We start from the raw sequence: 23,771 nt of genomic DNA, 5'->3' as shown, positions 1-23,771 counted from the left end.
AGGCAGGGAGCGGGTTACCGCCGGTATCCCCGTGTGCGACCACAACTGAAGCAGGGGCCACCGGAGTTGACCGGTGGGTCCCCGCGGCCGGCTGATGGGGGCCATCGAAAAAAGGATGGAGCCGAATCGCGTGTCGATACGTCTATTCGGCGACGTCCGTTCGACGACGCCGAAGTGACCGGATTACAGGTGCAGGTGTGACGGAGGTGCAGGACGATGGCCGGTTTCCGGAGTCTGGCGAGACAGGTCCGAGATCCCCGGAGCGATCTGGCGCTGCGGCGCTATTCGCTGCGCAAGTGCCTTGAGCGGTTCGCTCCCTATGGGCACCGGGCGACCTGGGACCATCTGTGCGCGCGGGCCGGGTTCGATCCCGAGGACCGCTCCGTCGACCCGGCGCGGCTCGTGGCCGCACTGGACGAACTGGAGGAGGCCCGGGTGGTCTGGCTGGCCTACGAGGTGGAGTTCGCCGACCGCCGCAGGAAGGAGAAGCACGACGGGCTGCGCAGGCCGGGCAGTGTGGACGACTGGCACCGGCTGACCTGGGGCGGTTTCGGTGTGGCCTGGTGCGACGACCCGCGGGTGCATCCGCGTGAGCCGCTGGCGGAGGTGCTGCGGCGGCTGATAGCCGCGCTGGAGCGGGAGCCGGGTGCGGCGTGCCCCGTGTGCCGGGGGGAACGGCTCATGTGGCGCTACGACCTGGATCACGAGCCGTCGACGGGCCCGGTCTGCACGGGCTGCGGGATCCTGGTACCGCGCCCCGTCCTCACCCCCGGAGCCCTGGCGGACGCCCGCAGCGCGAGGCTGCTGGTCTCGGCCTGAGAGGCAGGGAGCAACGGGGCATGGGGGTGCGCCGGGGATGCCGCACCCCCGTTGGCTCCGAGGACGGCAGCAGGGGGCACATCGCTCGTTCCAGGGCCTTGCTCCATGGACGGTCGAACGCGATGAAACGCACCTGGGAGTCCCGGAGCCGTCCTGGTGTCGACACCGCGCGTCACCGCCGAAGTCCTGACCGTCCACGAACACCCGGGCGCCGACGCCCGTGAGCCGACGGGGTGCCGTCGCGCCCACCCGTGCCGCCCCGCGGTACGCCTGCCCACGGCTGGGCGGAGGCTACGCGGAGTGCGCGAGGGGGCGCGGAGAAGCGGGGGCGTGGGGGCGTTCGTATGGGTCAGTGGGGGTCCGGTTCCGGGAGTAGGCGGGAGCCGGTGAGGTGGTCGCCGGAGATGTCGTTGGGGTTGGAGAGGACGCAGCTGTCCAGCGAGAGGCAGCCGCAGCCGATGCAGTCCGTGAGGTGATCACGCAGACGGTTGAGCCGCCGGATGCGATCGTCCAGCTCCGAGCGCCACGCCTCCGAAAGCCGCGCCCAGTCGTCCCGCGTCGGCGTGCGTTCCTCGGGCAGCTCGGCGAGCGCCTCGCGGATCGTGGCGAGCGGGATGCCGACCCGCTGGGCGGCGCGGATGAAGGCGACCCGGCGCAGGGTGTCACGGCTGTAGCGGCGTTGGTTGCCCGAGGTGCGGCGGCTGCTGATCAGGCCCTTGGACTCGTAGAAGTGCAGGGCCGAGACCGCGGCCCCGCTGCGTGCCGAGAGCTGGCCGACCGTGAGCTCGTGGATCTTCTCGGGAATCCGGTGCACCCCCGAACCCTACCCACCCGTCCGGCGGCCGGTTCCGTTGACAGGGACTGCCCGGCGCACCATGCTAAGCAGTTGCTTAGCATGCGCATACCGATGCGCTGCGACCACGTGACGCGAGAGGCCGGAACATGGCAGAGCCGAGGATCTTCACGTCCGTCGCCGAACTGAAGGCGGCGGTGGGCGAGCGGCTGGGGTACACCGACTGGCTGGAGGTCGACCAGAAGCGGATCGACCTGTTCGCCGAGGCCACCGGGGACCACCAGTGGATCCATGTGGACCCGGAAAGGGCGGCGGCGGGACCGTTCGGGACGACGATCGCGCACGGCTATCTCACGCTGTCGCTGCTCCCGCTGTTCGGCCCCCAGCTGATCGCGGTGGAGGGCGTGAAGATGGGTGTCAACTACGGCACCAACAAGGTCCGCTTCCCCGCCCCGGTACCGGTCGGCTCACGGGTGCGCGCGACCGCGACGATCACCTCGGTCGACGAGGTGCAGGGCGGGGTGCAGGTGGCCACGGCCTTCACCGTGGAGCGCGAGGGCGGCGACAAGCCGGTGTGTGTCGCCGAGTCGGTGGCCCGCTACTACCTCTAGCCCCGTGCGGCCCCGACCATCCTGAGCACGAGGTCGGCGTAGAGCGCGCCGACCTCCTCGGGGGTGCGGGGGCCGTCGACGTTGAACCAGCGGGCCACGTCGATACAGAGGGAGAGCACGGCGAGCGTGGTGCCCGGCACGTCGGGGACGTCGAACTCGCCGGAGCGCACGCCCTCCTCGATGATCCCGCGCACCTCGGCGTCGACCTGCCGGCGCAGCCCGACGATCTCGGCGCGGGCCTCGGGGCCCAGCGAGTCGAGTTCGTACTGCACGACCCTGGCGGTGGTGCGGCCGCCCGCGTGCCAGCGGACGAAGGAGCTGACCGCTTCGGCGAGCCGCCGGGTCGGGCTGCCCTCGGCGCGGGCCGCCGTGCGCAGGATCTCGACGGCCTTCTCGTGGCCGATCCTGCTGATGCGGTGGAGCAGCTCTTCCTTGGTCTTGTAGTGGATGTAGAGCGCGGCCGGGCTCATCCCGGCGCGGCCCGCGATGTCGCGGGTCGTGGTGGCGTGATAGCCGCGCTCCGCGAACGCCTCCACTGCGGCGAGCAGCAGCCGTCGGGCCGCGTCGGGCGTGACCTCACCCCACGGCTGCGCCTCACCGCCGGCCGTCTCCTCCGCCGTACTCATCGCTCACCCCATTCGCTGACAGGGGCAACACCATACCGGCAAGGGTGAGCGGGCGCTTAGCGCACCCTCCGTCACAGCTTCTGCAGCGGGTCGTACTCGGAGAGCATCTTCTCCAGCCGGGCCTGGTCGACCCGGTTGACGATCTGCCCGGCCTCCTGGCGGTCACGGATGACCTTGGCGAGGGTGAAGGCGGAGGTGACGAGGTACAGGACCGCGATGCCCAGGAAGGCACGGACCCAGGCGTCGGTCTGGAGGTTGAAGATGCCGACCGCGGTGGCGCCCAGGGCCACTCCGAAGGACGCGACGGCCTGACCGTAGAAGGCGGCCGTGCTCTGCTGCTTGACCGGTGTGTCGCTCATGGGGACAAGAATCGGCGGATGTGGCCGCGGCCACATCCGCTCAGGTACTCAGACCGTACTCAGAAAGCCGAAACCCCGGTCAGCGCACGGCCGATGACCAGTTTCTGGATCTGGCTGGTGCCCTCGTAGAGGGTCATCACGCGGGCGTCGCGCAGGAGTTTGCCGGCCGGGTACTCGTCGATGTAACCGTAACCGCCGAAGACCTGGAGGGCGTTGTTGGCGGCGCGGACGGCGGCCTCCGAGGCGAAGAGCTTGGCCTTGGAGGACTCGACGGCGAAGGGCCGGCCCCGGTCGATCAGGTCGGCGACCCGCCAGGTGAGCAGCCGGGCGGCGTCGACGTCCACGGCGATGTCGCTGATCAGCTCCTGGACGAGCTGGTGTCGGGCGATGGGCTTGCCGAACTGCTCCCTCTCCCCCGCGTACCGCACGGCCGCGTCCAGGGCGGCCTGCGCTATGCCGACGCAGCCGGCCGCGACCGACATCCGGCCCTTGGCGAGGGCCGACATGGCGACGGAGAAGCCCCTCCCCTCCTCGCCCAGCATCGCGGAGGCGGGCACGCGCACGCCCTCGAGGACGAGTTCGGCGGTGGCCTGGCCGCGCAGGCCGAGCTTGCCGTGGACGGTACGGCGCGTCAGGCCGGGAGTGTCGGTGGGGACGAGGAAGGCGGAGACGCCCTTGTGACCGGGGGCGCCGGTGGAGCGGGCGAAGAGCAGGACGACGTCGGCCCAGGTGCCGTTGGTGATGAACATCTTGGTTCCGTCGAGGACGTAGTCGTCGCCGTCGCGCACCGCGCGGGTGGTGAGGTTGCCGGCGTCGGAGCCGGTGCCCGGCTCGGTGAGGCCGAAGCAGCCCACGTACTCGCCGGAGGTCAGGCCGGGCAGCCAGGCGCGCCTCTGCTCCTCGCTCCCCCACGCCGCGATCGTCTTGGCGACCAGGCCGAGGGAGACGGAGACGATGCCGCGCACGGAGGAGTCGCCGCGGCCCAGCTCCTCGGTGACCAGGCAGTACGCGAGATGGTCACCGCCGCTGCCGCCGTACTCCTCGTCGATCGTCAGGCCCAGGAAGCCGACCTCGCCGAGCTTCTTCACGATGCCGCGGTCGACCTCCTCGGCGCGGTCCCAGGCGGTGGCGTGGGGCACCACCTCGCGCTCCACGAAGTCCCGGGCGAGCCGGCGGACGTCCTCCTGCTCCTCGCTGAGCTCCAGATTCATACCGAGTCACCCCATGGGAAAGCCGCTGAGAACGTGCACATTTAAATTAGCACTGCTAGTTTCTGGTCGCGGTCCTACTATGTGCGCCATGGCCCGACCGCGCAAGCCCCTGCTGAGCACCGACCGGATCGTCGGTACGGCCCGAGCGCTGGTGGACGCGGAGGGCCTCGCGGCCGTCTCCACGCGCCGGCTCGCCGCGGAACTGGGGGTGAGCGGGCCCTCCCTCTACAACCACTTCCGGACCAAGGACGAGATCCTGGAGGCGGTGGCCGACTCGGTGAGCGCGCTGGTCGACCTGTCGATGTTCGAGGACGCCCGGGACTGGCGGACCGCGCTGCACGACTGGGCGGTCTCCTACCGGGCCGCGCTGCGCGATCATCCGAACATCGTCCCGGTGCTGGCCCGCGGTCCCGGCCGCCGTCCGGCGGCGCTGCGGCTGGCCGACGCGGTCTACGGCGCGATGGTCGAGGCGGGCTGGCCGCCCGCGCAGGCCACCTCCATCGGCGCGCTGATGCGGTACTTCATCATGGGCTCCGCGCTCGGCTCCTTCGCGGGCGGTTTCGTGGACGACGCGAGCGCGTACGATCCCGCGGACTACCCGCACCTCGGACAAGCCCATCTGCTCGCCGAGCAGCAGGAGAAGATCGACGAACGCGCCTTCGAGGCGGGACTCACGGCACTGCTGGACGGCCTGGCGCTGCAGTACGAGCAGGCGCGGGCCACGACCTAGCCCCAGGACACTTCGGTGAGCGCCGAAGTGTCCGTGGCCCATGCTGGGGGGCATGACCACCGAGAACCCCCGGGCGGCCGGTCTGGCGCGGCTCGCCGCGCTGGTCGCCGACGAGACGCGGGCCGTATGTCTGCTGGCGCTGCTGGACGGACGGGCCTGGACGGCGGGCGAGCTGGCCCGGCACGCCGGTGTCGCCGCGTCCACCCTCAGCGAGCACCTGGACAGACTGGTCGCGGGCGGGCTGCTCACCGAGGAACGGCAGGGCCGGCACCGGTACGTACGGCTGGCCGACGCGCGGATCGCGCAACTGGTGGAGGACCTGGCCGCGCGGGTGGCACCGGGCACACGCCCGCGCACCCTGCGGCAGGCCGGCGCCGGCTCGGCGATGGCGCGCGGGCGCACCTGCTACGACCATCTCGCCGGGCGGCTCGGCATCGCCGTCACCGACGCGCTCACCGGGCGCGGGCTGCTGCGCCAGGACACCGGGTTCGCGCTCACCGACGCGGGGCTGCGGTGGTTCGGTACGGCCGGTATCGGGCTGGACCGCCGGGGCCGCCGTCCGCTGGCCCGCGCCTGCCTGGACTGGACGGAGCGCCGCCCTCATCTCGCCGGGGTGGCGGGCGCGGCCCTGTGCCGGCACGCCCTCGACACGGGGTGGTGCGTGCGCATCGGCACCGAACGCGCGGTGAAGGTGACGGCGGCGGGCGAACGCGCGCTGTCCGAACTGCTGGGGATCGAGGCGGAGGTGCTGCGCTGACCGGCGGGCCTCCGTCCGGGGAGGCCCTGCACCGCCCGGCGCGCCCCAACCGACGAAGCCGCCGCGCGAACCCTGTGCCGACCGTCACGCCCCCGTCCGGAAGCCGGCACGGAGACACCGCGCCGACCGGCACGCCGGCCCTCCGCCGACCCGCACCCCCTCGTCGGAAATCCGCGGGCGTTCTGCCACTGTCCCCTTCTAGCCTCTGGAGCATGATGAAGCTCTCCTCCCGTTCCGCCCCCAGGCCGGAGGTGCTCGCCGCCGGTGCGGCCGGTGTCACGGTCGTGCTGTGGGCCTCCGCGTTCGTGTCGATCCGCAGTGCGGGGGCCGCGTACTCGCCGGGGGCGCTCGCGCTCGGGCGGCTGCTGGCCGGGGCGCTGACGCTGGGGGTGCTCTGTCTGCTGCGGCGGGAGGGGCCCCCGCCGCGGGCCGCGTGGCGGGGGATCCTGATATCGGGGCTGCTCTGGTTCGGGTTCTACATGGTGGCCCTCAACTGGGGTGAGCAGCAGGTCGACGCGGGTACGGCGGCGCTGGTGGTGAACATCGGGCCGATCCTCATCGCCCTGCTCGGCGCCCGGCTGCTCGGGGACTCGATGCCGCCGCGGCTGCTGGCGGGGATGGCGGTGTCGTTCGCCGGCGCGGTGACGGTGGGGCTGTCGATGTCCGGCGAGGGCGGGTCGTCGGTGCTCGGGGTGGTGCTGTGCCTGCTGGCGGCCGTGGCGTACGCGGGAGGCGTGGTCGCGCAGAAGCCGGCCCTGGGTGCGGCGAGCCCGTTGCAGGTGACGACGTACGGGTGTCTGGTGGGGGCGGTGGCGTGTCTGCCGTTCGCCGGGCAACTGGTGGGCGAGGCGGCCGACGCGCCCCTGTCCGCCACGCTCAACATGGTCTATCTGGGCGTGTTCCCGACCGCTCTCGCCTTCACCACCTGGGCCTACGCCCTGGCCCGTACGACCGCGAGCCGGATGGGCGCGACCACGTACGCGGTGCCCGCGCTCGTCGTGCTGATGTCGTGGCTGGCGCTCGGCGAGGTTCCGGGCGCGCTCACGCTGGTGGGTGGTGTTCTGTGCCTCGCGGGCGTGGCGGTGTCGCGGTCCCGGTCGCGGGCGGCGGCGCGGGTGGCCGCTCCCCCGGCGACGCCCCCGGTCGGCCGGGAGGAGACCGCCCGCGAGCCGCGTTAGAACACCACCAGCGCCCGTCCGCCCTTGCCCGCACGCATGTTGTCGAAGGCGGCGGGGATGCCGTCCAGGGCGATGTGGTCGGTGACCAGGGTGGAAAGGTCCAGGCGTCCGGCGCGGATGTGGCCGGCGAGGACCGGGAGGTCGCGGGCGGGGTCGGAGTCGCCGTAGACGCAGCCGGAGAGGGTCCTGCCCCAGTGGAAGATCTCCAGGGCGTTGAAGGTGACCTGCTGGTCCTTGCCGCCGATGCCGACGACCGTGGTGCGTCCACCGCGCCGGGTGGACTCCCAGGCCGTGCGGATGGTGATCGCGCGACCGACGCACTCCACCGCCACGTCCACGCCCTCCTTGCCGGTGAGGGAGCGGATCTGCCGGGCGGTGGTGTCGGAGGCGACGACGTAGTCGGTGGCGCCCGCGGCCCGCGCCAGCTCCTCCTTCTCCGGGGAGACGTCGACCGCGACAATCGTGGACGCGCCGGCGATCCGCGCCGACTGGACGGCGGCGAGGCCCACTCCCCCGACGCCGAACACGGCGACCCGCTCGCCGGGCCGGACCCGCGCGGAGTGGTGGACGGCGCCGTAGCCGGTGAGCACCGCACAGCCGAGCAGGGCGGCGTCGGTGAGCGGGACGCCGTCCGGGGCGGGCAGCACACAGGACGCGGGCACCACGGTCTCCTCGGCGAACGCGGCGACGTTCAGACCGGGGTACAGGTCGGTGCCGTCGTCGGCGCGCCGGGCGTGCACCTCCGCGGCGCCGGCCAGGGCGCCCGCGCACAGCCACACCTCGCCGCGCGCACAGGCGGAGCAACTGCCGCAGGAGGGAGCCCAGTTGAGGACCACGCCGGCGCCGGGCGCGACATGACCGACGCCCTCGCCGACGGCGACGACCGTGCCCGCGCCCTCGTGGCCGAGGACGGCCGGGACCGGCAGTCGCATGGTGCCGTCGGACAGGGACAGGTCGGAGTGGCAGACCCCGGCGGCGGCGAGCCGGACGCGGACCCGGCCGGGGCCCGGGTCGGGCAGATCGATCCCGGTGATCTCCAGCGGGGCTCCGACGGCGGGCAGAACTGCGGCACGTACGGTCATGGCGGCTGTGACTCCCCTAGAACTGGAGGGACTTGGTCTGGAGGTACTCGGCGAGACCGTGCGAGCCGAGTTCGCGGCCCACCCCGGACTGCTTGTAACCGCCGAAGGGGGCCAGCGGGTTGAAGCGGCCGCCGTTGATGTCGACCTGGCCGGTGTCCATACGGCGGGCGAAGGCCGCCGCCTCCGCCTCGTCCCCGGCCCAGACGGCGCCGGCCAGACCGTAGACGGTGCCGTTGGCGATGCGCAGGGCGTCCTCCTCGTCCGCGTAGCGCAGGACCGACAGGACGGGGCCGAAGATCTCCTCCTGGGCGATGGTCATCTCCGGGGTGACGTCGGCGAAGACCGTGGGGCTGACGTGATAGCCCTTCTCGTGCGGGGAGTCGGGGCCGCCGGCGACCAGCCGGGCGCCCTCGGCGACGCCCTTGTCGATGTAACCCCGTACGCGTTCCCGCTGCTTGGCGTTGACGAGGGGGCCTATGCGGTCGCCGTACTTGGCGGCGGCGGCCGCGGCGAGCTCCACGGCCTCGTCGTAGCGGTCCTCGTGGACCAGCATGCGGGTCCAGGCGCTGCAGGTCTGGCCGGAGTTGGACATCACGTTGGCGACGCCGACGTTGACGGCGCGGGCCAGGTCGGCGCTGGGCAGGATGACGTTGGCGGACTTGCCGCCGAGTTCGAGGGCGACCTTCTTCACCATGCCCGAGGCGATCGCGCCGATGCGGCGGCCCACGGCGGTGGAGCCGGTGAAGGAGACCAGGTCCACGCCCGGATGCTCGGCGAGGGCCTGCCCGGCGACCGGGCCGAGACCGGTGACGAGGTTGAACACGCCCGCCGGGATCCCGGCCTCGTGCACTGCCTCGGCGAACAGCCGGGCGACCAGCGGGGTGTCCTCGGCCGGCTTGACGACGATCGTGCAGCCGGCCGCGAGCGCGGGGGCGGTCTTGGCGACGATCTGGTGCAGCGGGTAGTTCCAGGGGGTGATCGCGCCGACCACGCCGACGGGCTCGTGGAACACCGTCGAGTTGCCCGCCTTCTCCTCGAAGGCGTACGTCGCCGCCAGTTCGGCGTACGAGCCGGTCACGGCGATCGGCACACCGGCGTGGACGGCGTCCGAGAGCTTCGGCGGCGAGCCGAGTTCGGCGGTCACCGTCTCGGCGATCCCGGCCCGTCGCGCCACGAGCACGTCCCGCAGCGCGGCCAGCCGGGCGGCGCGCTCGGCGGGCGGGGTGGCGGCCCACCCGGGAAGGGCCGCCCGGGCGGCGCGTACGGCGGCGTCGACATCCTCGACGGTGCCCGCGGGGACGGTGGCGATCACCTGTTCGTCGGCCGGGTTCACCACCTCGATCACGTCCGGACCGGCGGCGGGGCGCCAGGCGCCGTCGATGTACATGCCGTCGTATGCCTTCATCGCGCTTCCTCCGGGGCGGGGCGTCGCTGTCCGGCCGCTCGGTTCGGCCGACGGCTCCTAAACTAGCGGTGTTAGTTTTCTCGCGCCAGGGGTCTCCGTACGGCGGTGTCACTCCTCCAGGTCGGGCAGCCGGGCCGGGCTGGGGCAGATCCGTTCGCCGCTCTGGTCGAAGACGAAGAGGTGGGCGAGGTCGACCAGGAGCGGCACCTGCATGCCGTGCCGGAGGGGGATGTCGGGAGTGGTGCGGACGATGAGGTCGCCCGGCACGCGCGGCTCGGTGGACGGGGGGCGGGGTGTCTGTCCCGGTGGGTCGAGCGTCGCCACGGTGCCCGCGCGGCGCGCCCCGGCCCGTACCCGCAGCCGGTGCAGGACGGTGCCGTCGCGGCGGCGGCGCCGGTCGGGGCGCTCGGGACTCGGGCGCGGGGCCTCCAGTTCGGGGACGACGGCGGGGCTGGAGCCGGTGTTGAAGTGCACGAGGACCTCGTGTCCCTGGAACTCCAGGTGCTCCACCAGTCCGGTGAGCGCCACCTCGCCGGTGCGGGCGGCGGCCGGTTTGGCGATCCGTACGGCCTCCGAGCGCAGGCCGACGATGACCTCGCGGCCCTGCTGCACCCTGAGCAGCCGGTGGTCCAGGCTGAGGGGTTCGGGCAGGCGCAGGAACTGCTTGCCGAGACCGATGGTCATCGCCCCGTCGAGCGGGGCGCGCACCAGGCCGCGCAGCAGATTGATCCGCGGGGTGCCGATGAACGCGGCGACGAAGACGTTGCTCGGCAGGGAGTACACCGCGCGCGGGGTTCCGACCTGCTGAAGGACGCCGCCACGCAGGACGGCGACACGGTCGCCGAGCGACATCGCCTCGGCCTGGTCGTGGGTGACGTAGACGGTGGTGACGCCCAGTTCGCGGGTGAGCTGGGAGATCTCGGCGCGCAGTCGGTTGCGGAGCTTGGCGTCGAGGTTGGACAGCGGCTCGTCCATCAGGAAGGCGGAGGGGTGGCGGGCGATGGCCCGGCCCATCGCGACGCGCTGGCGTTCACCGCCGGAGAGCTGGGCGGGGAAGCGGTCGAGGAGGTCCTCGATGCCGAGCATCCGGGCGGTGGCGTCGACGCGCGGGGCGGGGTCGGCGCCGGGGGACTCGATGCGGAGGGGGAAGCCTATGTTGTCGCGGCTGGTCATGCTGGGGTACAGGGCGAAGTTCTGGAACACCATCGCCATGTCGCGGTCGGAGGGGGGCAGGTCGTTGGCGTACTCGCCGTCGAGGAACAGCCGGCCGTCGTCGATCTCCTCCAGTCCGGCGATCATCCGCAGGACGGTGGACTTGCCGCAGCCGGAGGGGCCGAGCAGGACGAGGAACTCACCGGGCGCGATGTCCAGCGAGAGCCGGTCCACGACGGGGACGCCTCGCGTGAATGCCTTGCTCACGTCGTGCAGGGAGATGGCGCGTGTCATTCGGGTGCCCCCGGGGCGGTTCAGGGCGCGGAACGTCCCCTGCGGGCCGCAGGGGACGTATGAGTCACGGAAGCTAACGGAAAGTAGCGCCCGGGGGAAGACACCGGACGCGATCGGCCCTCACCGGTCCACCACCCGAGAAACCGGACGCCGGCCTTCCACACCCCGTGTCGTCTCACCCCCGGCCGGCACCCACACCGCTCGCCTCCTCCCGCGGTGCCCGCAGCGCGACCCCCGACGCCAGGAGCAGCAGTGCCGCCAGCATCACGAAGGGGGCCGCCACGCCCGCGACCCCCGCGATCAGCCCCGCCGAGGCCGGCGCGGCCACCTGGCCGAGGCGGTTGCCGGTCAGCCGCAGCGCCAACGCCGTGGACCGGGCCTGCGCGGGCGCGGCCTGGACGACCGTGGTCATGGACAGCGGCTGGCCGACCCCCAGGCAGAAGCCGAGAACCACCAGCACCACCCCCAGCCCCCACACCGGCAACGGCAGCGCCACCCCCGCACACAGCACCGCCCCGACCAGACACGTCACCGCCAGCAGCGCCGTCCGCCCGAGCAGCCGCAGCAGCGGACTGAGCACCAGCCGGCAGGCGATCGTGGCCGCGGCCCGCAGACTCAGCAGCACGCCGATGACGGCCGGATCGATCCCCCGATGCTCCCCGACCACCGGCAGGTACGCGGTGAGGATGTCCGTCGCGGACAGCACGGCCAGGCTGATGAGGATCCCCGCCGGCACGCCGCGCGCCCGCAGGATCCCCCACACCGGGACGCCCCCGCCCGCACGGGCCGGCACCACCGCCCCCGGCCGTTCGATCCGCCACAGCGAGGTGAGCGCGAGCGCGCCCCCCGCCCCCGCCGCCACCAGCGCCACCGCGCTGCTGCGCCCCATGTCCGCCCCGATCAGCGCCCCCGCCGCAAGGGGCCCGACCAGCTGCCCGAGCGACGCCCCGATGGTGAAGTGCCCGAAGTTGCGGTCCTGTTCGTGCGGCGCGGACTGCCGGGCGACGAGCGACTGGGCCCCGATGACGAAGCAGAGGTGTCCGAGTCCCATCACCCCGCTCCACAGGGCCATGGCCCCCAACGCCCCGGCGAGACCGCTGAGCACACAGCCCCCGGAGATCAGCACCACACCGAGGGGCAGCAGCGGCGCGCAGCGGCCGTGGTCGGTACGCCGGCCGAGCGGTACGGCGGCGAACAGCGGCAGCAGCGCGTACACGCCCGCGATCACACCGATCGCCCGCTCGTCCGCGCCCAGCGCGAGTGCCCGGTAGGAGACGGCGGGCCGGGCCATCGACACCGCCCCCTGCGCGAAGCCGAAGGCGATGACGAGGCGGAGCAGCCAGCCGCGGTTCCCACCGGGCGCCATGATCGGGGTCCTTCCTGGGACGAGCGGGCCGGGACCGGTCAGACGATGCCGAACAGCATTCCGGCCGCGAGGATCACCAGGCAGATCAGGGCCGCCCACTTCACCACGAACCGGGTGTGGTCGCCGAACTCGACCCTGGCCATGCCGACCAGGACGTACACCGCGGGGACGAGCGGGCTGGACATGTGCAGCGGCTGGCCGACGAGGGAGGCGCGGGCCATCTCCAGCGGGGTGACGCCGTGCGCGGCGCCGGCTTCGGCGAGCACGGGCAGGACACCGAAGTAGAAGCCGTCGTTGGACATGAAGTAGGTGAGCGGCAGGCTGAGCACACCGGTGACGAGGGCCATGTGCGGGCCCATGCCGTCGGGGATGACGTCCACCATCCACTCGGCCATGTGGTCGACCATGCCGGTGCCCTGGAGGACGCCGGTGAAGACGGCGGCGGCGAAGACCATCCCGGAGACGTTGAGGACGTTGTCGGCGTGGGCCGCGAGGCGGGCCTTCTGGTCGGGGATGTGGGGGAAGTTGACGGAGAGCGCGAGGGCGGCGCCGATCAGGAACAGCACCGGGATCGGCAGCACCTCCATGATCATGGCGGTGAGCAGGGCGACCGTGAGCAGCGCGTTGAACCAGTACAGCCTGGGGCGCAGGGTGTCGCGGTTCGGGTCGAGGCCCTGGAAGTCGTCGTCGTCCGCGTCCGTACCGCCGCCACCGGCGGAGCCGCCCGCGCTCTTCCCGGCGGCACCGCCGCCGCCCGCGCCGACGAGCACGGTCTCTTCGGCCTCCTCCTTCACCAGCGCCTCGTCCAGCGTGAGCACGCCCAGCCGCTTGCGCTCGCGCAGTCCGAGCACGTACGCGAGGACGACGACGCCGAGCAGACCGACCAGCAGGGCGGGGATCATCGGGACGAAGATGTCGCCGGCGTCGAGCTTGAGCGCGGTGGCCGCGCGGGCCGTCGGGCCGCCCCAGGGGAGGGTGTTCATCACGCCGTTGGCCATGGCGGCGACACCGGTCATGACGACGAGGCTCATCTTCAGGCGCTTGTACAGGGGGTACATCGCCGAGACGGTGATCATGAAGGTGGTGGAGCCGTCGCCGTCCAGGGAGACGATCGCGGCGAGCAGCGCGGTGCCGACCACGATCCGCATGGGGTCCGCTTTGCAGAACCGCAGGATGCCGCGGACGATCGGATCGAAGAGTCCGACGTCGATCATCACGCCGAAGTAGACGATCGCGAACATGAGCATCGCCGCGGTGGGCGCGAGGCTCGACACGCCGTCGATGACGTAGTCACCGAGGTGGGCGCCCTTGCCGACGAACACGCAGAACAGCGCGGGGATCAGCACGAGCGCCGCGATCGGCGACATCTTCTTCAGCATGATCAGGACCAGGAAGGTCGCGATCATGACGAAGCCGAGGATGGTCAGCATGAGTGGACACCTAACGTTCGCCCTTGAACTCCCACCAGGGCCGGCGGTCCGATGGACGTTAGGTGCCGTGAAGCCGCGTTAACAAGATGTTGACGTGCGAGCAATAAGCGCAAAACACCAGGTCACAGCTTTACTCAGGTCAGCGCGGCGCACGTTTCGGTCACGGCGGCCAGCGGGGCCACCTCGACGGGCACACCGTTGAGGACCGCGTTGCCCGACAGCGGGTCGAGGAGGCTGCCGTCGAGGAGCTGGTTGACGTTGACGCCGGGGTCGGCGGCGGCGTGCCGGATTCGGGTGCCGGGCCGGTCGTGGCCCCAGCCGTGCGGCAGGCTCACCACGCCCGGGCGTACGCCGTCGGTGATCTCGGCGGGCGCGGTCACCTCTCCCCCGGCGCCCTTGACGCGTACGGGCTCCCCGTCCCGTACGCCGAGGCGTTCGGCGTCCTCGGGGTGGAGGTGCAGGGTGCAGCGGTTGGAGCCGCCGGTGAGGGCGGGCACGTTGTGCATCCAGCTGTTGTTGGAGCGCAGATGGCGGCGGCCGACGAGGACGAGCCCGCCGGGGCGTTCCCGGAGGGCGGCGCGCAGTCGGGGGAGGTCGGCGGCGATGGGGTCCGGGAGCAGTTCCACCGTGCCGCTGCGGGTCTTGAGCGGCTGGGGCAGCCGGGGGCGGAGCGGGCCGAGGTCGATGCCGTGCGGGTGGGCGAGCAGTTTCCGCAGGGTGAGCCCGTCCGGGTCGGCGCCGAAGCCGTCGCCGTAGGGGCCGAGGCGGAGCATCATGTCGAGGCGCCGTTCGGGGCCGCCGGTCCCGGTGAGGAGGGCGGCGAGTTCCTTCGGGTCGCGGCCGTGGACCGGGGAGTGCGGTTCACGGACGGCCTTGCCGAGGGTCTGGTCGACGACCATGGCGTCGACGGCACCGGGGTCGGCGCCGTGCATGCCGGTCGCGGCGAGGATCAGCCGGGCCAGGATCTCCGTCTCGGCCATGCGGCCGGGCTCCAGCGGGAGGGCCGGGCGGGTGTACCGGACCTGGTTGCGCACGGAGAGGGTGTTGAAGGCGAAGTCGTGATGGGGACTCTGTGCGGGCGGGGGCGGGGGGAGGACGACGTCGGCGTGGCGTGAGGTCTCGTTGAGGTACGGGTCGACGCTCACCATGAAGTCGAGCGAGCCGAGCGCCTTGTCGAGGCGGTCGCCGTCCGGGGCGGAGAGCACCGGGTTGGCGGCGACGGCGATGAGGGCGCGGACCGGCTCGCCCTCGTCGGTGGGGGTGTCGATCTCCTCGGCGAGGGCGGACAGCGGCAGTTCGCCCTTGGCCTCGGGGTGCCGGCTCACCCGGGAGTGCCAGCGTCCGAGGGCGAAGCCGTGGCCGGGTCCTGCGGGGCGCGGGGTCCTGTCGGTGGCGGCCTGCGGGAAGAGGGCGCCGCCGGGCCGGTCGAGGTTGCCGGTGAGGATGTTGAGGACGTCCACCAGCCAGCTGGCGAGGGTGCCGTGCGGGACGGTGCAGCTGCCGATGCGGCCGTAGACGGCGGCGGTGGGGGCGGCGGCGAGTTCGCGGGCCAGGACGCGGATGGTGCCGGCGTCGACGTCGCAGGCGGGGGCGACGGCTTCGGGGGTGAAGTCGATCAGTGCGGCGGCGAGTTCGTCGAGGCCCGTCAGATGCGGCGCGAGTTTCCCGGGGTCGGTCAGGTTCTCGTCGAACAGGACGTGTGCCACGGCCGCGAGCAGCAGCGCGTCCGTACCGGGCCGGACGGCGAGGTGCCGGTCGGCGAGGCGGGCGGTGCGGGTGCGGCGCGGGTCGATGACGGTGAGGGTGCCGCCGCGTGCCCTCAGGGCCTTGAGCCGGCCGGGGAAGTCGGGGGCGGTGCACAGACTGCCGTTGGACTCCAGGGGGTTTGCGCCGATCAGCAGCAGATGGTCGGTGCGGTCGAGGTCGGGTACGGGGATGGCGCCCGCGTCGCCGAAGAGCAGTCCGCTGGAGACGTGCTTGGGCATCTGGTCGACCGTGGAGGCGGTGAACAGGCTCCGGGTGCCGAGCCCGGCGAGGAGGACGGGCGGGTAGAGGGCGCCGGCCATGGTGTGGACGTTGGGATTGCCGAGGACGAGGCCGACGGCGTGCGGTCCGTACCGCTCGACGACGGGCCGTATCCCGGCCGCCACGGCGTCGAACGCCTCCTCCCAGGTGGCCTCGCGCAGCTCACCGCCGTCCCGGACGAGCGGCGTGCGCAGCCGGTCGGGGTCGGAGTCGAGGGCGCCGAAGGCGGCGCCCTTGGGGCAGATGAAGCCCTTGCTGAACACGTCGTCGCGGTCGCCGCGCGCGCCGGTGACCCTGCCCTCGTCGAGGGTGAGGGTCAGGCCGCAGGTGGCCTCGCACAGGGGGCAGATTCGAAGGGCGGTGCGGGACACGGGTCCTCCCGGGTACGGCGGCTGCGGTGACGCACGGACGAGCCGAGCATACCGACCGGTATGCATGCTGGGGAGGGGCCGGTTCAGTCCAGGGTCCGGGCGAGATAGGCGCGCAGCATCTCCCGCAGTTCGCCGAGGACCTTCTCGTCCCCCTCGGGCGTCACCCGGAAGGCCAGGTGGACGAGGGCGTCGGCGGTCTCGACGGCGACGAGGAAGGCGCGGCGCAGATCGTCGTCGGCCTCGCGGCCGAGATGGCCGGCGAGCAGGGCGGTGAGGCGGTCGGCGACGCGGTGGTTGGGTTCGGCGCGGCGGGTGCCCACGGGGATCTGGTTGCCGAAGTCGACGAGGGAGAAGCCGGGGGCGGTGCGCTTCATGTCGAGATAACCGTCGAGTACGACGTCCATGGCGTGGCGCCAGCCCCGGTCGCCGGTGGCCCCGAGGCGTTCGGCGACCCGTTCCGTGAAGCGCTCGAGGTTGCGCTGGGCGAGCGCGTCGGCCATCTGGCGTTTGTTGCCGAAGAATCGGTAGACGGAGCCGATGGGCACTCCGGCGCGCTCCGCGACGGCGCGGGTGCTCAGGTCGTCGTAGCCGACCTCGTCGAGGAGGGCGGCGCAGGCGTCGAGGATCCTGGCCAGCCGTTCGGCGCTGCGCCGCTGTACCGGCGCCCGGCGGAGCGGTGTCGCGTGGGGCACGGGCCTCATCATGCCCGCCCGGCCGTGCCCGGTGAACCCCGCCCTCCACGACGGCCCCGCCCGTCCCTCGCGCGCGCCTGTTCCGGGGGTGTGGTGGCGATCGGCTCGACGCTCGGGTCGGGGCTCGGCTCCTGCACCGACACCGTGATGTCGGCGGTGCTCTCCACGGGCTCGCCGTCCACGGCCCACACCGAGCCGTCGTCGGCGTACAGACGGGCGGTGACCTGGTGGGTGCCGCGCGGGACGGAGGCGGCGGAGAGGTGGTACTGGGGGGTGCGCAGCAGGGCGACGCGGCGGCCGTTCAGCTCGAGGTGCGCCAGACCGCGGCCGGCCACCGCGCGGTCGCCGGCGCCGTCCGGTGTGAAGCGGAAGTTGCGCACGGTCAGCCGTACGTCCCAGCCGCCCTCGGAGTCCGGGGTGACCTGGACTCCGACGGCGGGCGCGCCCTTCTCGTCCACCTCACGGTAGGGACTGCCCTCCTCGTCCCGTTCGTCCAGGAGTTTCCCCGCCGGTGAGGGTGACACCCCGTCCTGCCCCCGGGTTTCGTCCGGACCGCAGCCCGCGGATCCGGCGCCGAGAGCGACACAGACCGCGAGCGCGGTGATCAGGCTCCGCGTCCACGACATGCAGGGGAGCGTAGAACACCGGTACGACATCGCGGATCCCCCTGAAGTCGGGTCCGTGTACTCCGCCGAGAGGAGGAGGACACCGGCGGGCCGGCGAGCGCGTGGCCCTCTTGCGCCGGGGAAAACGCAATCCTATGGTGCTGCATAGGAATACGACGGCAAGGGAGCACCGGGCATGAGCGATGGGCGTACCACCCGCGCGAGCGCGTTCGAGCACGCGGGAGCGCGCAAGATCGCCGAAGGGCTGGAACACCTCTCGGGTTTCGGCAACGAGCACAGCTCCGAGGCGGTCCCGGGCGCCCTGCCCGTGGGCCGCAACGCCCCGCAGCGGGCGCCGCTCGGGCTGTACGCGGAGCAGCTGAGCGGTACGGCGTTCACGGAGCCCCGCGCGGAGAACCGGCGCTCCTGGCTGTACCGGATCCGCCCGTCGGCCGCCCACCCGGCGTTCACCCGGACGGGCAACGGGTCGCTGCGCACGGCACCCTTCACCCAGACCGTGCCCGATCCCAACCGGCTGCGCTGGAACCCGCTGCCGGAGCCCGCCGGGGGGACGGACTTCCTGGCCGGCCTGTGGACCCTGGGCGGCAACGGGGACGCCACCCAGCGCACCGGCATGGCCGTGCACCTGTACCACGCCAACGCCTCGATGGACCGTGTCTTCAGCGACGCCGACGGTGAACTGCTGATCGTCCCCGAGCACGGCGGGCTGCTGCTGCGCACGGAGTTCGGACTGCTGCATGTGGAGCCGGGACACATCGGGCTGATTCCTCGTGGGGTGCGGTTCCGTGTGGACCTTCTCGAGGACTCTGCCCGCGGTTATGTGTGCGAGAACTACGGTGCGCCGTTCCGGCTGCCCGACCTCGGCCCGATCGGCGCCAACGGGCTGGCCAACGCCCGGGACTTCCGGGCACCCGTCGCCGCGTACGAGGACGTCGAGGGGCCGGTGGAGGTGGTCAACAAGTTCTGCGGCAACCTGTGGTCGGCCCGGTACGACCACTCGCCGCTGGATGTCGTCGCCTGGCACGGCAACCATGTGCCGTACGCCTACGATCTGCGCCGTTTCAATGTGATGGGCACCATCTCGTACGACCATCCGGACCCGTCGATCTTCACCGTGCTGACGTCTCCGAGCGACACACCGGGCCTGGCCGGGGTGGACTTCGTGGTGTTCGCGCCGCGCTGGCTGGTGGGCGAGGACACGTTCCGGCCGCCGTACTTCCACCGGAACGTGATGAGCGAGTACATGGGCCTGATCGAGGGCGCGTACGACGCGAAGGCGGAGGGTTTCGTGCCGGGCGGGGGTTCACTGCACAACATGATGTCGGCGCACGGTCCGGACCGGGAGACGTTCGACCGGGCGAGCGCGGCGGAGCTGCGCCCGCAGAAGATCGACGACGGTCTGGCCTTCATGTTCGAGACCCGCTGGCCGGTGTCCCTGACCCCGCAGGCGGCACGCGCGGAGCATCTTCAGCAGGGCTACGACCAGGTGTGGCAGGGCCTCGAGCGGCACTTCCGGGCGCTTTGACCCGGTTCGCCCCGGAGGTGTTCCGGTCTCTCGCGGCCCGCATTGCACGGAACGTTCCCCGACCGGTACGGATAGCCCCGTGACCTCCTTCGCTCCGGACTCGATCGTCCTGAACCGCAAGTTGCCGCTCTGGTATCAGGTGTCGCAGTCGCTGCGCGCCTCGATCCTCGGCCGCTCGCCCCAGGACCCGCTGCGGCTGCCCACCGAGGAGCAGCTGGCCGGGCACTACGGGGTGAGCGTGCTGACGATGCGGCAGGCGCTGAAGGAGCTGGAGGACGAGGGGCTGATCACCCGCCACCGGCGGCGCGGCACCTTCATCGAGCCCGGCGCCCGGCGGGGTGCCCCCGTGCGGCTGCTGGGCTCGGTGGACGCGATCGTGGCCCAGCAGTCCGGTATGACGACCGAGCTCCTCGAACACGGTCCGGCGCCGCTGCCGGCGGAGCTCGCCGAGCACTTCCCGGACCTGTCCGAGGCGGCGGCGTACCACCGGCTGCGCGGTGACGAGAAGACGGGCGAGCCGACCAATCACGCCCGCAACTACGTCCGTCCCGAACTGGCCGCCCGTATCGACCCGGCCGATCTGGTGCGCTGGCCGATGACCAAGGTACTGCGCGATGCGGTCGGGGCGGACATCAGCCGGATCACGGACACGGTGGAGGCGCGGCTCGCGGACCCGGAGACGGCGCGGCTGCTCCAGGTACCGCTGCTCAGCCCGATCCTGCACTACACGGGCATCACCTACGACGGCGACGGCCGTGTGCTGGACGTGGCCGTCATCAACTACCGGGGCGACCGCTTCTCCTTCACGGTGACCCTGGACGCCACCTGATCCGCCGCACCCCCAGGGGGTGTCGTCCGGATCTTGCCGGGGTCGCGGGGTCTGGCACGCACGGGCCGACAACAGGGCGCCGCCGGCTGGAGCCGGCCTGATCCACACGACACCCCCAGGTCGTACGATGCCCTGCGTGACGCACGACGACGCTCCGCTCCTCGCGGACCTCATGCCGTGGTCCGTCGCACCGCCGCGGCTGGGCCGGGCGTGGCCGGCGGCACCCGACGCGGCGTCCCTGAGGGCCCGTTGGGACGCCCTGCTGAAGGCGGACGGCCAGGACCGCGGCGCCCTGCTCCAGCCGACCCGTTCGCGGACCGCGCACACGGCGGTCGGGCAGCTGCCCGGCGGCGAGGGCGGTACGGAGAGGCTGGCCCGTGCCACCGGCCCGTGCGCCGAGCCGGTACGGGTGCTGTACGCGCCGTTCGACGAGCAGTGGCTGATCCCCGACCAGCGGCTGATCGACGCGGCCCGGCCGGAGTTGTGGCGGGTGGCGGACGAGCGGCAGATCTTCGTCGTGGAGCCGGGTACCGGCCCGCCCCTGCTGGCGACTTCCCTCCTCCCGCTGCTCCGCCCCGCCCGGGTCCGCCCGCTGTACCGCAGGCCGGGCGCGGCCGAGCCCAACCTGGCCCCGGGGCTGCTCGGCCACCTCTCCGCCCGGCTCGGCCTTCAGGTCCGGCCGGCGGACGTCCTCGCCTGGACGCTGGCGGCGGCCCGCGGCACGCCCGCCGGGACCGCGGTGCCGCTCACCGGGGACGCCGATGCCTGGGAGCGGGGTGTGACGGTGGGCCGCCGCGTGCTGTGGCTGTCACTGCGCGACGGCGAACGTCCCAGACTCCCCCGCGGACGCCGCCCCTACGTACGCGCGCCCCTGCCCTCCCGGCCGCTGACCATCGGCTACGACCGTGACGAGGAGACCCTCCTCCTCGACGAGGGCCGCATCTCCCCCGTCCCGCCCGGGGCATGGGACTTCGAGGCCGGTGGGGTCCGGGTGCTGGAACAGTGGTTCACGGCCCGCACCCAGCCGTCCGAACCCGGCACCCTGGCCGCGATCGGCCCGTCCGCCTGGCCCCAGCCCAGGACGTCGCAACTCCTGGAACTCATCACGGTCCTGGCCCTACTGTCCGAACTGGGCCCACAACGGACCGCGTCGACGGACACCGCACCGATCACCCCGGCCGAACTGCGCGAGGCGGGCGTACTCCCGGTACCCCCCTCCGCCCGCCGCCCCGCCTCGGTCCTGGACGCCCACGAGGAGGGCCCGGAGGGGCAGCTGGCGCTGATCTGAGATCAGCGACGCGGCTCGAAGCCGTCCAGCATCCGCCCGATCGCCCGCTCGAACACCGCCTCCAGATCGATCGGTCCGGCATCCTCCGCGAAGGCGGCCGCCATCCGCGGGTACTCACCGGTCGCGATCCTGCCGCCCAGATAGGCGATCCGGATCGCGTTCTCCCGCTCCTGCGACCAGGGCAGCGAGCGGGTGCGTTCGGCGGTGGCCAGTTCGTTGGCGACGTAGGTGGTGACGATGCCGTTCAGCATCGCGATCAGCTCGAGCTTCGTGCCGTAGCGCCCGGGGAGCGGGTCGAGACAGGCCAGACAGTGTTCGAGGTAGCGCAGGGAGCTGGGGCTGAAGCCGTAGACCGGTGACATCAGCCGGGGCAGCCACGGATGGCGGTGCATCAGCGACCGGGACTGGTGGGCGACCCGGACCATGGCGGCGCGCCAGTCGCCGTCCGGCTCCCACAGCTCGTGCTCGCCGGCGACCGCGTCGACCATCAGCTCGTACAGGTCCTCCTTGCGGGGGATGTAGTTGTAGAGCGACATGGTGCCGCAGCCCAGTTCGGCGGCGACCCGGCGCATGGTGACGGCGTCCAGGCCCTCCGCGTCGGCGATCCGCACCGCCGCCGCCGCGATGTCGGCGCGGGTGTACGCCGGTCTCGGTCCACGGCCGGTGCGCTCGGGGCGCGCCCAGATCACTTCGGGTTCGGCCGCTCGGCCCGCCATCGTTCATCACCTCGTCCACCATCGTAGTTACGTACACCGTACGTAGTGAGCTATGGTCGAGCCATGACTACTACGTACGCTGTACTTAGTGAGGGTCTGGAGAAGCGTTTCGGTACGGTCCACGCCCTGCGCGGGCTGGATCTGGCGGTGGCCGAGGGCACGGTGTGCGGGGTGCTCGGGCCCAACGGGGCGGGCAAGACGACGGCCGTCCGGCTGCTGACCACGCTGCTGCGGCCCGACGCCGGCTCCGCGCGGATCGCGGGCCACGACCTCGTGAGGGAGGCCGCCGCCGTACGGCGCCGGATCGCCGTCACGGGCCAGGACACCTCGATCGACGGTGACCTGACGGGCCGCGAGAACCTGCGGCTGTTCGCCCGGCTGCACCGGGTGGGCGGGGCGGCCGTACGGGCCGCCGCGCTGCTGGACCGTTTCGGGCTGACGGAGGCGGCCGACCGGCCCGCGTCCGGCTACTCGGGCGGCATGCGGCGGCGGCTGGACCTGGCGGCGAGCCTGATCCGGCGTCCCGAGGTGCTGTTCCTGGACGAGCCGACGACCGGGCTCGACCCGGCCAGCCGCAATCTGATCTGGGACGTGGTGCGCGAGCTGACCGGCGAGGGCACGACCGTACTGCTCACCACCCAGTATCTGGAGGAGGCCGACCGGCTCGCCGACGACATCGCCCTGGTGGACCGGGGCCGGGTCGCGCAGACCGGCTCACCGGCCGAGCTCAAGGCGCTGGTCGGCACGCATGCGGAGGTGGTCGTCGCGGACGCGGACGCACTGCCGGCGGCGGCCGGGGTGCTCGACCGGCTCACCGGCTCCCTGCCGTCCGTCGACCCGGAGCGCAACGCGGTGGGCGCGGTCGCCAAGGACCCGACGCTCACCCTCCCGCATCTGGTGCGCACGCTGGACGCCGCCGGCGTACCGCTGCTCGACGCGAGCCTGCGGCCGCCGACGCTGGACGACGTGTTCCTGCGGCTGACGGACGGACACCACGCCCACCACCCCCGTGACGACAAGGAGCGTGCCGCATGAGCACGTTGGCGTACGACGGCACCGCGATGCTCGGCCGGCAGCTGCGGCGGGCGCGGAACAATCCGGGGCTGCTGATCCTCACCCAGACGATGCCCATCAGCATGCTGCTGTTCTTCGGCTATGTCTTCGGCAGCGCGCTCGCCGTGCCGGGCGCCGGGTACCGGTCCTTCCTGGTGCCGGGGCTCCTGGTGGCGACGGCGGCGGGCGGTGTCATGACCGGCATGTTCCAGTCGGCGCAGGACGTCCACCGGGGAGTGACGGACCGGCTGCGCACACTGCCGATGAGCCGGGCGGCCGTGCCGCTGGGCCAGGCGGCGGCGGATGTGCTGGTCACGGCGGCCGGGACGGTGCCGTTCCTGCTGGTGGGGCTCGCGGTGGGCTGGCGGGTGGAGGGGAGCGCGCTCGGAGCCGTGGGCGCCATGGCGCTGCTGCTGCTGTTCCGGTTCGCCTGCGTGTGGATCGGGATGTTCCTGGGGCTACTCACCCGGAACGAGGAGGCGGCCGGTCAGCTGGGCGGGGCGACCTTCCTGCTGCCGCTGCTGTCCAGCGCCTACATCCCGACGGCGGGGCTGCCCGACGGGCTGCGCACGGTCGCGGAGTGGAATCCGATCAGCGCGGTGGCGACGGCGCTGCGGGAGCTGTTCGGCAACGCGCCCGTGCCCGACGGGGCGGCCTGGCCGGTGGCGCATCCCGTCGCCGGGTCACTGGGGTGGTGTGCGGTACTGCTCGCGGTGTTCGTGCCGCTCGCGGTACGGCAGTACGGGCACGGGAGGGGGTGAGCCGCGAGGTGTCAGGTTCCTGCCAGGGCGGACCGAGCGGTGGGGTGCCGGGTGGGAAAGGTGCCGGTGCGG

General features: G+C 72.6%; 23 protein-coding genes. 10 read left to right on the top strand and 13 right to left on the bottom strand.

The window, feature by feature from the left end:
• The first annotated feature begins 216 nt into the window (after positions 1-216).
• A complete protein-coding gene (locus ACGFR9_RS15395) occupies positions 217-819 on the top strand; it encodes a hypothetical protein (protein WP_393207808.1) in 603 nt (200 codons plus the stop codon).
• 349 nt (positions 820-1,168) lie between these two features.
• Here the strand turns inward: ACGFR9_RS15395 and soxR are convergent, their stop codons facing one another.
• Complete coding sequence (soxR, locus tag ACGFR9_RS15390) at positions 1,169-1,633, bottom strand: redox-sensitive transcriptional activator SoxR (protein WP_393207805.1); 465 nt, start codon at positions 1,631-1,633, stop codon at positions 1,169-1,171.
• A 128-nt stretch (positions 1,634-1,761) separates the two neighbouring features.
• On the opposite strand from soxR, the gene ACGFR9_RS15385 reads away from it, so the two are divergent.
• A complete protein-coding gene (locus ACGFR9_RS15385; protein WP_393207803.1) occupies positions 1,762-2,223 on the top strand; it encodes a MaoC family dehydratase in 462 nt (153 codons plus the stop codon).
• Here the strand turns inward: ACGFR9_RS15385 and ACGFR9_RS15380 are convergent.
• From ACGFR9_RS15380 to ACGFR9_RS15370, 3 genes are all read right to left on the bottom strand, one after another.
• Positions 2,220-2,849, bottom strand: coding sequence for a TetR/AcrR family transcriptional regulator (locus ACGFR9_RS15380; protein ID WP_030227566.1), 630 nt, complete (start codon positions 2,847-2,849; stop codon positions 2,220-2,222). The two genes, ACGFR9_RS15385 and ACGFR9_RS15380, sit on opposite strands and share 4 nt — an antisense overlap.
• A gap of 71 nt (positions 2,850-2,920) precedes the next feature.
• Complete coding sequence (locus ACGFR9_RS15375; RefSeq protein WP_030227563.1) at positions 2,921-3,208, bottom strand: YiaA/YiaB family inner membrane protein; 288 nt, start codon at positions 3,206-3,208, stop codon at positions 2,921-2,923.
• 59 nt (positions 3,209-3,267) lie between these two features.
• Positions 3,268-4,419, bottom strand: a complete 1,152-nt coding sequence (locus ACGFR9_RS15370; protein ID WP_393207798.1) for an acyl-CoA dehydrogenase family protein — start codon at positions 4,417-4,419, stop codon at positions 3,268-3,270.
• 88 nt (positions 4,420-4,507) lie between these two features.
• Between ACGFR9_RS15370 and ACGFR9_RS15365 the strand changes: the two genes are divergently transcribed.
• From ACGFR9_RS15365 to ACGFR9_RS15355, 3 genes are all read left to right on the top strand, one after another.
• A complete protein-coding gene (locus ACGFR9_RS15365) occupies positions 4,508-5,149 on the top strand; it encodes a TetR/AcrR family transcriptional regulator (protein ID WP_393207795.1) in 642 nt (213 codons plus the stop codon).
• Between the two features lie 40 nt (positions 5,150-5,189).
• On the top strand, positions 5,190-5,906 hold the full coding sequence (locus ACGFR9_RS15360; protein ID WP_393207792.1) for an ArsR/SmtB family transcription factor: 717 nt from the start codon (positions 5,190-5,192) through the stop codon (positions 5,904-5,906).
• A gap of 212 nt (positions 5,907-6,118) precedes the next feature.
• Positions 6,119-7,084: a DMT family transporter gene (locus ACGFR9_RS15355; RefSeq protein WP_393207789.1), complete on the top strand. Its 966-nt coding sequence runs from the start codon at positions 6,119-6,121 to the stop codon at positions 7,082-7,084.
• Here the strand turns inward: ACGFR9_RS15355 and ACGFR9_RS15350 are convergent.
• From ACGFR9_RS15350 to ACGFR9_RS15315, 8 genes are all read right to left on the bottom strand, one after another.
• Positions 7,081-8,166 (bottom strand): Zn-dependent alcohol dehydrogenase, encoded by a 1,086-nt coding sequence (locus tag ACGFR9_RS15350; protein ID WP_393207786.1) that lies wholly within the window; start codon positions 8,164-8,166, stop codon positions 7,081-7,083. The two genes, ACGFR9_RS15355 and ACGFR9_RS15350, sit on opposite strands and share 4 nt — an antisense overlap.
• A 16-nt stretch (positions 8,167-8,182) precedes the next feature.
• Positions 8,183-9,571 (bottom strand): aldehyde dehydrogenase family protein, encoded by a 1,389-nt coding sequence (locus tag ACGFR9_RS15345; protein WP_393207783.1) that lies wholly within the window; start codon positions 9,569-9,571, stop codon positions 8,183-8,185.
• 108 nt (positions 9,572-9,679) lie between these two features.
• Entirely contained in the window at positions 9,680-11,017 is a 1,338-nt protein-coding gene (locus ACGFR9_RS15340) for an ABC transporter ATP-binding protein (RefSeq protein ID WP_393207780.1), read from the bottom strand.
• A gap of 175 nt (positions 11,018-11,192) precedes the next feature.
• On the bottom strand, positions 11,193-12,383 hold the full coding sequence (locus ACGFR9_RS15335) for an MFS transporter (protein ID WP_393207777.1): 1,191 nt from the start codon (positions 12,381-12,383) through the stop codon (positions 11,193-11,195).
• Between the two features lie 38 nt (positions 12,384-12,421).
• A complete protein-coding gene (locus tag ACGFR9_RS15330; protein WP_393207774.1) occupies positions 12,422-13,813 on the bottom strand; it encodes a CitMHS family transporter in 1,392 nt (463 codons plus the stop codon).
• A gap of 134 nt (positions 13,814-13,947) precedes the next feature.
• A complete protein-coding gene (locus tag ACGFR9_RS15325) occupies positions 13,948-16,209 on the bottom strand; it encodes a molybdopterin oxidoreductase family protein (RefSeq protein ID WP_393207771.1) in 2,262 nt (753 codons plus the stop codon).
• Positions 16,210-16,292: 83 nt separating this feature from the next.
• Positions 16,293-16,910: a TetR family transcriptional regulator gene (locus tag ACGFR9_RS15320; protein WP_393207768.1), complete on the bottom strand. Its 618-nt coding sequence runs from the start codon at positions 16,908-16,910 to the stop codon at positions 16,293-16,295.
• Complete coding sequence (locus ACGFR9_RS15315; protein ID WP_393207765.1) at positions 16,910-17,527, bottom strand: hypothetical protein; 618 nt, start codon at positions 17,525-17,527, stop codon at positions 16,910-16,912. The genes ACGFR9_RS15320 and ACGFR9_RS15315 overlap by 1 nt, the downstream gene beginning before the upstream one ends.
• Positions 17,528-17,702: 175 nt before the next feature.
• Between ACGFR9_RS15315 and hmgA the strand changes: the two genes are divergently transcribed.
• The 3 genes from hmgA (at position 17,703) to ACGFR9_RS15300 (ending at position 21,169) form a co-directional block, all read left to right on the top strand.
• Positions 17,703-19,052: a homogentisate 1,2-dioxygenase gene (hmgA, locus tag ACGFR9_RS15310; protein ID WP_393207762.1), complete on the top strand. Its 1,350-nt coding sequence runs from the start codon at positions 17,703-17,705 to the stop codon at positions 19,050-19,052.
• 79 nt (positions 19,053-19,131) lie between these two features.
• A complete protein-coding gene (locus ACGFR9_RS15305; RefSeq protein ID WP_393207759.1) occupies positions 19,132-19,881 on the top strand; it encodes a GntR family transcriptional regulator in 750 nt (249 codons plus the stop codon).
• Between the two features lie 127 nt (positions 19,882-20,008).
• Entirely contained in the window at positions 20,009-21,169 is a 1,161-nt protein-coding gene (locus tag ACGFR9_RS15300; protein WP_393207756.1) for a type ISP restriction/modification enzyme, read from the top strand.
• A 2-nt stretch (positions 21,170-21,171) separates the two neighbouring features.
• On the opposite strand, the gene ACGFR9_RS15295 is transcribed toward ACGFR9_RS15300, so the two are convergent.
• Positions 21,172-21,885 (bottom strand): TetR/AcrR family transcriptional regulator, encoded by a 714-nt coding sequence (locus tag ACGFR9_RS15295; RefSeq protein WP_393207753.1) that lies wholly within the window; start codon positions 21,883-21,885, stop codon positions 21,172-21,174.
• A gap of 63 nt (positions 21,886-21,948) precedes the next feature.
• Here ACGFR9_RS15295 and ACGFR9_RS15290 point away from each other — a divergent pair, with 63 nt between their 5' ends.
• Both ACGFR9_RS15290 and ACGFR9_RS15285 read left to right on the top strand, forming a co-directional pair.
• Complete coding sequence (locus ACGFR9_RS15290) at positions 21,949-22,920, top strand: ATP-binding cassette domain-containing protein (RefSeq protein ID WP_393207750.1); 972 nt, start codon at positions 21,949-21,951, stop codon at positions 22,918-22,920.
• Positions 22,917-23,699 carry an ABC transporter permease gene (locus ACGFR9_RS15285; protein ID WP_393207747.1) on the top strand — a complete coding sequence of 261 codons (783 nt, stop codon included), beginning with the start codon at positions 22,917-22,919 and terminating at the stop codon, positions 23,697-23,699. The genes ACGFR9_RS15290 and ACGFR9_RS15285 overlap by 4 nt, the downstream gene beginning before the upstream one ends.
• The last annotated feature ends 72 nt before the right edge of the window (positions 23,700-23,771 follow it).

The organism is Streptomyces sp. NPDC048584, from assembly GCF_043199595.1.
GTDB classification, from domain to species: domain Bacteria; phylum Actinomycetota; class Actinomycetes; order Streptomycetales; family Streptomycetaceae; genus Streptomyces; species Streptomyces edwardsiae.
This window is presented reverse-complemented; position numbering and strand designations above follow the sequence as displayed.

Coding starts and splice junctions, on each gene's coding strand:
- ACGFR9_RS15315 (WP_393207765.1), bottom strand. CDS start 17,527: ATGTCGTGGACGCGGAGCCTGATCACCGCGCTCGCGGTCTGTGTCGCT.
- ACGFR9_RS15340 (WP_393207780.1), bottom strand. CDS start 11,017: ATGACACGCGCCATCTCCCTGCACGACGTGAGCAAGGCATTCACGCGA.
- ACGFR9_RS15355 (WP_393207789.1), top strand. CDS start 6,119: ATGATGAAGCTCTCCTCCCGTTCCGCCCCCAGGCCGGAGGTGCTCGCC.
- ACGFR9_RS15370 (WP_393207798.1), bottom strand. CDS start 4,419: ATGAATCTGGAGCTCAGCGAGGAGCAGGAGGACGTCCGCCGGCTCGCC.
- ACGFR9_RS15385 (WP_393207803.1), top strand. CDS start 1,762: ATGGCAGAGCCGAGGATCTTCACGTCCGTCGCCGAACTGAAGGCGGCG.
- ACGFR9_RS15350 (WP_393207786.1), bottom strand. CDS start 8,166: ATGACCGTACGTGCCGCAGTTCTGCCCGCCGTCGGAGCCCCGCTGGAG.
- ACGFR9_RS15345 (WP_393207783.1), bottom strand. CDS start 9,571: ATGAAGGCATACGACGGCATGTACATCGACGGCGCCTGGCGCCCCGCC.
- ACGFR9_RS15285 (WP_393207747.1), top strand. CDS start 22,917: ATGAGCACGTTGGCGTACGACGGCACCGCGATGCTCGGCCGGCAGCTG.
- ACGFR9_RS15290 (WP_393207750.1), top strand. CDS start 21,949: ATGACTACTACGTACGCTGTACTTAGTGAGGGTCTGGAGAAGCGTTTC.
- ACGFR9_RS15335 (WP_393207777.1), bottom strand. CDS start 12,383: ATGGCGCCCGGTGGGAACCGCGGCTGGCTGCTCCGCCTCGTCATCGCC.
- ACGFR9_RS15380 (WP_030227566.1), bottom strand. CDS start 2,849: ATGAGTACGGCGGAGGAGACGGCCGGCGGTGAGGCGCAGCCGTGGGGT.
- hmgA (WP_393207762.1), top strand. CDS start 17,703: ATGAGCGATGGGCGTACCACCCGCGCGAGCGCGTTCGAGCACGCGGGA.
- ACGFR9_RS15375 (WP_030227563.1), bottom strand. CDS start 3,208: ATGAGCGACACACCGGTCAAGCAGCAGAGCACGGCCGCCTTCTACGGT.
- ACGFR9_RS15395 (WP_393207808.1), top strand. CDS start 217: ATGGCCGGTTTCCGGAGTCTGGCGAGACAGGTCCGAGATCCCCGGAGC.
- ACGFR9_RS15295 (WP_393207753.1), bottom strand. CDS start 21,885: ATGGCGGGCCGAGCGGCCGAACCCGAAGTGATCTGGGCGCGCCCCGAG.
- ACGFR9_RS15300 (WP_393207756.1), top strand. CDS start 20,009: ATGCCCTGCGTGACGCACGACGACGCTCCGCTCCTCGCGGACCTCATG.
- ACGFR9_RS15330 (WP_393207774.1), bottom strand. CDS start 13,813: ATGCTGACCATCCTCGGCTTCGTCATGATCGCGACCTTCCTGGTCCTG.
- ACGFR9_RS15360 (WP_393207792.1), top strand. CDS start 5,190: ATGCTGGGGGGCATGACCACCGAGAACCCCCGGGCGGCCGGTCTGGCG.
- ACGFR9_RS15365 (WP_393207795.1), top strand. CDS start 4,508: ATGGCCCGACCGCGCAAGCCCCTGCTGAGCACCGACCGGATCGTCGGT.
- ACGFR9_RS15320 (WP_393207768.1), bottom strand. CDS start 16,910: ATGAGGCCCGTGCCCCACGCGACACCGCTCCGCCGGGCGCCGGTACAG.